Source organism: Kluyvera sp., from assembly GCF_965301105.1.
Genome location: NZ_CBDKZX010000021.1, coordinates 43,409 through 52,466, shown reverse-complemented (window position 1 = coordinate 52,466; position 9,058 = coordinate 43,409). Strand labels below are relative to the sequence as shown.

The 9,058-nt window shown below is 50.1% G+C and carries 9 protein-coding genes, 1 tRNA gene and 1 pseudogene; 4 read left to right on the top strand and 7 right to left on the bottom strand.

Translation table 11 applies throughout. From position 1 onward, the window contains the following. Positions 1–1,048 (top strand): peptide chain release factor 2 gene (gene prfB / locus ACW14G_RS10425; protein WP_455648580.1). Its coding sequence is split into 2 segments (ribosomal slippage), with 1,047 coding nucleotides annotated over them: positions 1–24 and positions 26–1,048; the frame shifts between segments, so codons are not numbered across the junction. This gene is flagged as partial in the annotation. Positions 1,049–1,057: 9 nt separating this feature from the next. After that, positions 1,058–2,575 carry a lysine--tRNA ligase gene (gene lysS / locus ACW14G_RS10420; protein ID WP_455648579.1) on the top strand — a complete coding sequence of 506 codons (1,518 nt, stop codon included), beginning with the start codon at positions 1,058–1,060 and terminating at the stop codon, positions 2,573–2,575. Between the two features lie 62 nt (positions 2,576–2,637). Here the strand turns inward: lysS and idi are convergent, their stop codons facing one another. Beyond that, positions 2,638–3,183 carry an isopentenyl-diphosphate Delta-isomerase gene (gene idi, locus ACW14G_RS10415; RefSeq protein ID WP_249022774.1) on the bottom strand — a complete coding sequence of 182 codons (546 nt, stop codon included), beginning with the start codon at positions 3,181–3,183 and terminating at the stop codon, positions 2,638–2,640. Between the two features lie 288 nt (positions 3,184–3,471). Between idi and actS the strand changes: the two genes are divergently transcribed. Both actS and ACW14G_RS10405 read left to right on the top strand, forming a co-directional pair. After that, a complete protein-coding gene (actS, locus tag ACW14G_RS10410; protein WP_249022775.1) occupies positions 3,472–4,167 on the top strand; it encodes an amidase activator ActS in 696 nt (231 codons plus the stop codon). A gap of 80 nt (positions 4,168–4,247) precedes the next feature. Next, positions 4,248–4,321, top strand: a tRNA-Gly gene (locus tag ACW14G_RS10405). 454 nt (positions 4,322–4,775) lie between these two features. Here ACW14G_RS10405 and ACW14G_RS10400 read toward each other — a convergent pair. The 6 genes and pseudogenes from ACW14G_RS10400 to ACW14G_RS10375 form a co-directional block, all read right to left on the bottom strand. Next, the gene (locus tag ACW14G_RS10400; protein ID WP_455648578.1) at positions 4,776–5,306 is read right to left on the bottom strand and encodes an adhesin; all 531 of its coding nucleotides are present in this window, start codon (positions 5,304–5,306) and stop codon (positions 4,776–4,778) included. 628 nt (positions 5,307–5,934) lie between these two features. Next, the gene (locus ACW14G_RS10395; RefSeq protein ID WP_419057813.1) at positions 5,935–6,321 is read right to left on the bottom strand and encodes a contact-dependent growth inhibition system immunity protein; all 387 of its coding nucleotides are present in this window, start codon (positions 6,319–6,321) and stop codon (positions 5,935–5,937) included. Then, the gene (locus ACW14G_RS10390; protein WP_419057832.1) at positions 6,318–6,818 is read right to left on the bottom strand and encodes a ShlA/HecA/FhaA protein; all 501 of its coding nucleotides are present in this window, start codon (positions 6,816–6,818) and stop codon (positions 6,318–6,320) included. Before ACW14G_RS10390 ends, ACW14G_RS10395 begins: the two co-directional genes overlap by 4 nt. Before the next feature lie 141 nt (positions 6,819–6,959). Then, positions 6,960–7,028: pseudogene (locus tag ACW14G_RS10385) on the bottom strand (hypothetical protein); the annotation flags it as partial. A 663-nt stretch (positions 7,029–7,691) separates the two neighbouring features. Continuing rightward, positions 7,692–8,027 carry a hypothetical protein gene (locus ACW14G_RS10380; protein WP_419057815.1) on the bottom strand — a complete coding sequence of 112 codons (336 nt, stop codon included), beginning with the start codon at positions 8,025–8,027 and terminating at the stop codon, positions 7,692–7,694. Continuing rightward, on the bottom strand, positions 8,027–8,749 hold the full coding sequence (locus ACW14G_RS10375) for a DNA/RNA non-specific endonuclease (protein ID WP_419057817.1): 723 nt from the start codon (positions 8,747–8,749) through the stop codon (positions 8,027–8,029). Before ACW14G_RS10375 ends, ACW14G_RS10380 begins: the two co-directional genes overlap by 1 nt. Positions 8,750–9,058: the final 309 nt, after the last annotated feature.

The following is a 9,058-nucleotide window of genomic DNA, read 5'->3' as shown; positions in this document are numbered from 1 at the left end:
TCCGACGTTCTTAGGGGGTATCTTTGACTATGATGCTAAGAAAGAGCGTCTGGAAGAAGTAAACGCCGAGCTGGAACAGCCGGATGTCTGGAACGAACCCGAACGCGCGCAGGCGCTGGGCAAAGAGCGTTCTTCCCTTGAAGCGATCGTCGATACCCTCGACCAAATGGCCCAGGGCCTGGAAGACGTTTCCGGCCTGCTGGAACTGGCTGTAGAAGCCGACGACGAAGACACCTTCAACGAAGCCGTTGCCGAGCTGGACACGCTGGAAGAGAAGCTGGCGCAGCTCGAGTTCCGTCGTATGTTCTCTGGCGAATATGACAACGCCGATTGCTACCTTGATATCCAGGCCGGTTCCGGCGGTACTGAAGCGCAGGACTGGGCAAGCATGCTCGAGCGTATGTATCTGCGTTGGGCAGAAGCGCGCGGCTTTAAAACTGAAATTATCGAAGAGTCCGAAGGGGAAGTGGCCGGGATTAAATCCGTGACCATCAAAATCTCCGGCGATTACGCCTACGGCTGGCTGCGTACCGAAACCGGCGTTCACCGCCTGGTGCGTAAGAGCCCGTTCGACTCCGGTGGCCGTCGCCACACCTCCTTTAGCTCCGCGTTCGTGTACCCGGAAGTGGATGACGATATCGATATCGACATCAACCCGGCAGATCTGCGTATCGACGTTTACCGTGCCTCCGGCGCGGGCGGCCAGCACGTTAACCGTACGGAATCTGCGGTGCGTATCACCCACATCCCGACCGGGATTGTGACGCAGTGCCAGAACGACCGTTCCCAGCACAAGAACAAAGACCAGGCCATGAAGCAGATGAAAGCGAAGCTTTATGAACTGGAAATGCAGAAAAAGAACGCGGAAAAACAGGCGATGGAAGACAACAAGTCTGATATCGGCTGGGGTAGTCAGATTCGTTCGTATGTCCTGGACGATTCCCGTATTAAAGACCTGCGCACTGGGGTGGAAACCCGCAATACGCAGGCGGTACTGGACGGAAGTCTGGATCAATTTATCGAAGCAAGTTTGAAAGCAGGGCTATGAGGAACCAAAATGTCTGAACAAAACGCACAAGGCGCTGACGAGGTAGTCGATCTTAACAATGAAATGAAGGCACGCCGCGAGAAGCTGGCTGCACTGCGTGAGCAGGGCATCCCGTTCCCGAACGATTTCCGTCGCGACAGCACCTCAGACCTTCTGCATGCGAAATTTGATGATAAGGAAGGCGAAGAACTCGAAGCGCTGAATATCGAGGTCTCCGTTGCGGGCCGTATGATGACCCGCCGTATTATGGGTAAAGCGTCCTTCGTTACGCTGCAGGACGTTGGCGGCCGTATTCAGCTGTACGTCGCGCGTGACGATCTGCCGGAAGGCATCTACAACGAGCAGTTCAAGAAATGGGACCTCGGCGATATTCTGGGCGCGAAAGGTAAGCTGTTCAAAACCAAAACCGGTGAGCTGTCTATCCACTGCACCGAACTGCGTCTGCTGACCAAAGCACTGCGTCCGCTGCCGGACAAATTCCACGGCCTGCAGGATCAGGAAGCGCGCTACCGTCAGCGTTACCTGGATCTCATCTCTAACGATGAATCCCGCAAGACTTTCAAAGTGCGTTCTCAGATTCTGGCGGGTATCCGTCAGTTCATGGTGGGCCGCGGCTTTATGGAAGTGGAAACACCGATGATGCAGGTGATCCCTGGCGGCGCGTCCGCTCGTCCGTTCATCACCCATCACAACGCGCTGGATCTGGACATGTACCTGCGTATCGCGCCGGAACTGTACCTGAAACGTCTGGTGGTTGGCGGCTTCGAGCGTGTGTTCGAAATCAACCGTAACTTCCGTAACGAAGGTATCTCCGTTCGCCACAACCCTGAGTTCACCATGATGGAACTCTACATGGCGTACGCAGACTACAAAGATCTGATCGAGCTGACCGAATCCCTGTTCCGTACCCTGGCGCAGGATATTCTGGGCCACACCGCGGTGCCTTACGGCGACCAGACTTTCGACTTCGGCAAGCCGTTCGAAAAACTGACCATGCGTGAAGCTATCAAGAAATACCGTCCGGAAACTGACATGGCGGATCTGGATAACTTCGACTCCGCGAAGGCCATTGCTGAAAGCATCGGTATTCACGTTGAGAAGAGCTGGGGTCTGGGCCGTATCGTGACCGAGATCTTCGAAGAAGTGGCCGAAGCGCACCTGATTCAGCCGACCTTCATCACCGAATACCCGGCGGAAGTTTCTCCGCTGGCGCGCCGTAACGACGTGAACCCGGAAATCACTGACCGCTTTGAATTCTTCATCGGCGGCCGCGAAATCGGTAACGGTTTCAGCGAGCTGAACGACGCAGAAGATCAGGCGCAGCGCTTCCAGGATCAGGTTAACGCCAAAGATGCGGGTGATGACGAAGCAATGTTCTATGACGAAGACTACGTTACCGCGCTGGAACACGGTCTGCCGCCGACTGCGGGTCTGGGTATTGGTATCGACCGTATGGTCATGCTGTTCACCAACAGCCACACCATCCGCGACGTGATTCTGTTCCCGGCGATGCGTCCGGTGAAATAATCGCGAAAGCGAAAGGTAAAAAACCCGGCCATGGCCGGGTTTTTTTATGTCTGCGATTGGGGCTAGATGTGGGCGAAATCGATCAACGCCTGACGCGCCTTCGCGTCTGCCGCCTCCATCACCATCCACGGGCTAAACGCCCACGGCGTCAGCGCTAGCGCATACAGCGCGTCGTCGAGTTCGCACCACTGGTACTCAATGACCTCGTCGGCATTCGGCTGTACGGCGCTGGTGATGCGAGCCGCATACACCGGACATACTTCGTTTTCGACGATACCGTTAGGCGCTACGGCGCGATAGCGGAAGTCGGGCGCGACCGGGGTAATGTGGCTGATTTCGACACCCAGCTCAAAGCGACAGCGGCGGGCAATCGCCTGTTCGAAGGTCTCGCCCTGCTGTGGATGCCCGCAGACTGAGTTAGTCCATACGCCGGGCCAGGCCACTTTACTGAGAGAGCGGCGGGTGACCAGAAACTGGCCGCGATCGTTAAATAACCAACAAGAGAAGGCGAGATGCAGCGGGGTAGAGAGAGTGTGCGCGGCATACTTATCCAGTAATCCGCACGGTTGATCGTGCTCATCGAGCAAAATGACGTGTTCCCCTGCCATGGCAACTCCTGAAAATGAAAGATGACCCGGCATAAACCCACCGGGCCATATACTCAGGCAACCAGCGTAGCCCATAAGTGGGAAAAAGGCATTACCAAAACAAGCCCTGCCTCCTTTTAGCCACCGGGATGGCTCATGTTCTCTGTGCGCCGCATTCTCATGCCAATCCACAGCCCTGATGGTTTAGCATCTCGTGCTACCCTGCTATCATAGATTCTTCGAACGCTTTTGACCTGAGGATTCGTTTTGCGAGCAGGAAGCCAAATCTCTTCCCTACGACGACTGTTAATGTGCCTGACGATTGGTCTGGCGCTGTCTGGCTGTGCGGGTAACTCATCAGAAGGCAGCTATAGCGGTTCGGTTTACACCGTGAAGCGTGGTGATACGTTGTCGCGAATTTCGCGTATGACGGGCACCAGCGTGCGAGATTTGGCGCGGATGAACGGGATTTCTCCGCCGTATACCATCGAAGTTGGACAAAAGCTGAAGGTGAGCGGCGCGTCCTCATCCAGTACGAAAAAATCGACTGCCAGCAAAACGGCAAAAGTGGTGCCGTCTTCTGCGGTGCCGCAGTCATCATGGCCGCCGGTAGGGCAACGCTGCTGGCGCTGGCCCGCCAGCGGTAAAGTGGTGATGAAGTATTCAACCTCAGAGGGTGGCAACAAAGGGATCGATATCGCGGGCAGCCGTGGACAGCCGGTGTACGCAGCCGGGGCAGGTAAGGTGGTTTACGTCGGCAACCAGCTGCGCGGTTACGGTAATCTGGTGATGATTAAACATAACGAAGATTACATTACCGCTTATGCTCACAACGATAAACTGCTGGTCAACAACGGGCAGAGCGTGAAGATTGGCCAGCAGATAGCCACCATGGGCAGTTCGGATGCGGATTCGGTGCGGCTGCATTTCCAGATTCGTTACCGGGCAACGGCAATCGATCCACTGCGCTATTTACCGCCGCAGGGCAGTAAGCCGAAGTGCTAACCGGTTATTTTATCGTCACTTAGCACCCAGAGTGCTTGCCAGGCGAGGAGTAAGGTTTATAATGCTCCTCGCACACCTTTGCGGGCGTAGTTCAATGGTAGAACGAGAGCTTCCCAAGCTCTATACGAGGGTTCGATTCCCTTCGCCCGCTCCAATTTCAAATCTCCCGAACTCCACTCACGTGAACTACCTACTGATTTTAATCGGTTTTTCGTCAACTCAATTAAACCTGACTTACCCCAAATCATCACTGTTGTGGTCAACTAAAACTGGCCACGGCTTTAGAGTTTTTCCAGTATCGGTTTTCCGATTTGTTTGGGGGTAATCCCAACAGTATGAGTTTAGATTGTTGCAAATCTCACTTAGGATCTGACGGAGGCAATTTACGCGATTTTCGCTCGTCAAGTTTTGCGAAGATCCATATTCTTGCACCAGAAGCCAATCCAATAATCAAACTCACAACAGATAAATAACTTAATGATTTCTTGGAAAAATCAACATGCCCGGATGTCAAAAATTCAATAACCACATTATTTACTAAGAAAATAAAAACAAAAAAACAAAGTCCATAGTAAATGGTACTCAGAAGAAAAACAGATAACTTGGTTTTATTTTTCACTTTCACTAACCTTATCTTTAATCTTGTTACTTATAACTTCCCCACCGATACCGCCGATCAGGTCATTAACCTCCCCAGGGAAAGGAGCAAACTCACCAAATTTTCCACCAAACCATGCACCAAAAGCTGCACCACCGATAGAACCAGTATTTGGACCATCGGTAAAAAATGCACTCCCCATAGAAATTCCGACGTTTTGTCCGATAGTTCTTCCTGCCGCAAGCATACCTGCAATGCCTGAGCTAGCACTACTTTTCCAGTCCCAGCTTTTGTTTTCATTACCCGGCTGGCTCAGGTCAAACCACTGGTAGCTTCCGTTGGCCATTTCTGCAACTACTCCACCACTAATCACCTTACCAACTGATGCAGCAGGTCCTAAATACCAAGCCCCTGCAATCATTACACCATCCTGATATCCATCCACAATCACTTTCGTGATATTGGTGCTGTCCGGCATATCACCTTTCGTTATCTTATCCAGCCCAGCCTGTGTTTGTTCCGGTGTCAGATTATTGTCCACTGCGTACTTGTTCCATGATGTAGCCGCCGCAGCATTGCTTTCAAAACCATCACCGAAGCTGAGCGCATTATTCTCAACCGCATTCTTCCCGGCGCTCGCCCCCGTTGCCGCCGCCGATGTACTGTCTCCGGCAATCCCCCCGCAATTCCCGCCGATACACTCGCCAGTGAGCTGATGGTCTGCTTTTGCGACTCCGTCAGGTCTGACATTTTCACGCCAGGGTAATAAATATCCGCAATAGCGCGTGCAATCAGCTCGCCTGTTGCAGCGCCAGCAGCGCCTGATGCCGCGCTGTTACCCTGCAAAGCAGCCACCACACCACCCAGAACGGCGTGCGCCACGGCGTTAACTGCAGTATTACTCTCCGTTGTTTCCTTCACCAGACGCGCCAGTTCCGGGGCTGGTGCGCCAGCCAGAGCTCCGGTCAGGCCCAAGCTGAGGGAGTTATTCTCAACAACAACTCGATCCGACACGATTATAGAGAACGAACAGGCATTTTCCCTGTACAGTCAGCAGGTTAAAACCCACTCTCGCAGGCGCACTTTAGTGCTGTCAATATTTTCCCCGACGCACCTTTTTTGCCTGAACACGTTCACACCATTACCTTGCGAGAACAAGCTACTTTTCCTCACGTACCTATTTTATTGATTTTGAATATATCTTTTCTTAATTCATTATCAATATCTGAAGTGTTTATTTTATTTATAATCATCTTAGCCTGTTCAAAACAGTCCATATGACCTTTTAGATCCTCTACTTTTACTGTTGCCAGAGCTGCAATGAGTTCACCATCGTAATATTCTCCCGCCAATGGGTCTTTCTCCAATACTTGTAATACTCTTGGCATTAGCTGATCGATAAAGAGATCCTGACGAATAGCACGACAAAGATCTTCTACGGACAGCTCTTCTATTGGTATATCAATGACACGTTCAAACCATTGTTCAAGCGATGATTTCTGAACGGAATCAGGTTTTAAATTTATTTTTCCTATCAACTTACGGAAAGTAATCATATCCCATGTCCTTTCAAGGCTGATTCAATTTTATTGATAGCATCTGTTGCGCGACCATATGCCGCTTGAGCTTCAGGATTATTAACATTTTTCAATGTTTCTGCATGATTCCTTAAACCCCTGAGGGTATTTTGCATTTCCTGCATGTGATCCCAATATCCACCGCTTTCCTTAGGTACAGGGTTACCATCCATATCCTTAAGAGTTCCTGTGATATCATGATCTTTTAAAGTATTTTTTATAGTGTTATCGATCTTCTTGATAGCACTTTCTTGCTTTTGATTGAGTTTATCAACAGGCTTACTTTCTTGTTTTTCATGATCATCTTCTGGTGGAGTCGGAGAGCCTGACCCAGCTCCACCATATTCAGCCTTCTCGTTATCCGTCATGTTGCCGGCAACGTTGGGTTTCGATTCCTGATTTGAATCATCCGAAGAACATGCACGCCCAAAGCTACACTGAGTGGCTTTATCAACTGCATCAAACAGATCATCCACAGCTGACGCTATTTTGTCATTGGCGTTTTTGGTGACCTGATCCCCCGGGCTTACCGGAACCCCGGGAACAGGCACTGGAACCGGAGGTGCAACACCCAGCGCATTATTCTCAACCGCATTCTTCCCGGCACTCGCCCCCGTTGCCGCCGAAGATGTACTGTCTTCCAGTAGCCCGCCGGCAATGCCCGCCGGCAATTCCCGACGACACACTCGCCAGTGAGCTGATGGTCTGCTTTTGCGACTCCGTCAGGTTTGACATTTTCACGCTAGGGTAATAAATATCCGCAATAGCGCGGGCAACCAGCTCGCCCGTTGCCGCACCAGCAGCGCCTGATGTCGCGCTGTTACCCTGCAAAGCAGCCACCACACCACCCAAAACAGCGTGCGCCACGGCGTTAACTGCAGTATTACTCTCCGTTGTTTCCTTCACCAGACGCGCCAGTTCCGGGGCTGATGCGCCAGCCAGAGCTCCGGTCAGGTCCAAGCTGAGGGAGTTATTCTCAACAACAACTTTGTCCGTTGCGAAGTCCGGCGACGAAGAGGGATTTTTCCTCTAATTTCAGTTTGTTAAAACCGTTTTTCCCTGCTGTACTTCCGGCGCGGCAACTTTTTTCGCTGTTAAGCGTTTTTGGCCCCGCAGACGCTAGAGTCGTCAACGGCTCTGTATTTTCGCACTGCGTTAAAAATGCAACTTCATACTCACGGTAACTTATTAAAATAAAAGGAGAATCATGCAAGATGAAATCTTGCAACGGGTGTGGGGATTTTAAGGTAAGAAGCAGGCCATTGTGAAATAGCCTACCGGGAAGGATTCAGTAATTAGTGAGTAAATTTGCGAAGCGAAAATCCCGCCAACGCTGGGCGGGATTTATTTTAATCATACCGATAATCTAAGTTAACTTTCATTTCTTCAAGGTCAACTATAACAAGGCAACCATGCCATGCGGGACGTCCATTAGTGAGTCCATGCTCTAAATAATAATATTTTAGTTCTACTATCTTCTCAAGAAGCAGACTATCTGTTGCTGGAGTTTCGGGTAAAAAACACTTTTTTTGTCCATCTTTATTAATATAATCGTATAAAAATTTAGCGTGATCGTTTTCGTATGACAGTTCTGCATCCAAGAAAATTTTTCGAGCATCTTCAGGTGCTGATTCATACAATATTCGACCTATGTCTGAATATAACTCATCATCACGAGCAAACATTACTTGCCTCCTGGAGCATTATTAAAAATCTCTCTAATTGGACGTTCATCATTTATCTGGTAAGTGACAGTAAAACTGTCGTGTCTTTTGCTAATACTACTATAAGAAGGTTCTATCTTCACATTAACCTGTTTACCGTCTTTCAAAGCACTGGCCCATGTATTTTCCATCTGTTTCCATGCACCTTTATTCAGGTTGCCATCCATAGGAACAAGATTGAGCTTTTCGCCCGGGTCATTAAAGATACTGGCAATTAAATGACCACCCTCATCACCTTCGATTCCACATTTACCTGCCTTACATTGTTGATAGATATTTCGATCACTTTTAGACCAAGATAACGTACTCTCAACACTAGCTATCCGTCCTTGAGAGTCAGTCTTAAATATTTTATTGTCATCAACTTTGTAAATTGTATTTGGTTTTGGATTATTAAGCTCTTTACTCCAGCTTCCTTTACTGCCTGAAATAGCAGCAATTTCATCGCTGGCTTTATTGAGCAGCTTCGATGCTTCCGCTACATCACCTTTTTTCAGGGCTGCTTCAACCCCGTTGAGTAATGTCTTAGCCCCTTTCGCAGGCGGGAAAACCCCGATTATTGCAATCAGATAATCATACGCTGACTGCGCTTCAGCAAAACTCTTGATGTCACTGTAGACAGGGACAAAATCGCTGCCAAATTCCATTGCCCCGGCAAGAAGTTCATCCCGGTGCGCATCCATCTTCGCACCACACGCCTCACTGCTGAGTCCCGAGCAGTTCTTCGCTTTAAACTCTTCAACCGCTTCTTTCAGTTGTTGCTGAGCGTCACGGTATCTGTCTTCCAGCTTTTTACCCGTTGCCAGATAATCAGCGGCCTCACTGAGCGAGTTATTCTCAACAACAACTCTTTCCGGTACAGGTTGCTGCGATGAACCCGGTTTTACCCTGTTCTTTCCGTGAGTTACAACCGATTTCCCCTGCTATACTTCCGGAGTGGCAACTTTTTGCGCTGTTAAGCGTTTTTCGCCCTAGCACGCTACCGCCCCGGC

Coding starts and splice junctions, on each gene's coding strand:
- idi (WP_249022774.1), bottom strand. CDS start 3,183: ATGGCAGGGGAACACGTCATTTTGCTCGATGAGCACGATCAACCGTGC.
- ACW14G_RS10395 (WP_419057813.1), bottom strand. CDS start 6,321: ATGATTACTTTCCGTAAGTTGATAGGAAAAATAAATTTAAAACCTGAT.
- lysS (WP_455648579.1), top strand. CDS start 1,058: ATGTCTGAACAAAACGCACAAGGCGCTGACGAGGTAGTCGATCTTAAC.
- ACW14G_RS10375 (WP_419057817.1), bottom strand. CDS start 8,749: ATGGATGCGCACCGGGATGAACTTCTTGCCGGGGCAATGGAATTTGGC.
- ACW14G_RS10380 (WP_419057815.1), bottom strand. CDS start 8,027: ATGTTTGCTCGTGATGATGAGTTATATTCAGACATAGGTCGAATATTG.
- actS (WP_249022775.1), top strand. CDS start 3,472: ATGTGCCTGACGATTGGTCTGGCGCTGTCTGGCTGTGCGGGTAACTCA.